The 272-nt window shown below is 55.5% G+C and carries 1 rRNA gene; it reads right to left on the bottom strand.

What is annotated here, in order from left to right:
- Nucleotides 1-272: ribosomal RNA gene (locus GM676_RS33135) — 16S ribosomal RNA — on the bottom strand; the annotation flags it as partial.

Genomic DNA, 272 nt, shown 5'->3' with positions numbered 1-272 from the left:
TAGGAGTCTGGACCGTGTCTCAGTTCCAGTGTGGCTGGTCGTCCTCTCAGACCAGCTACTGATCGATGCCTTGGTGGGCCTTTACCCCACCAACTAGCTAATCAGATATCGGCCGCTCCAGGAGCACGAGGTCTTGCGATCCCCCGCTTTCATCCATAGATCGTATGCGGTATTAGCGTAACTTTCGCTACGTTATCCCCCACTCTTGGGTACGTTCCGATATATTACTCACCCGTTCGCCACTCGCCACCAGACCGAAGTCCGTGCTGCCG

Origin of the sequence: Duganella radicis, from assembly GCF_009720825.1 — a bacterium.
GTDB lineage: Bacteria > Pseudomonadota > Gammaproteobacteria > Burkholderiales > Burkholderiaceae_D > Rugamonas > Rugamonas radicis.
The sequence above is the reverse complement of the archived record's forward strand: the minus strand, read 5'-3'. Positions and strand labels throughout refer to the sequence as shown.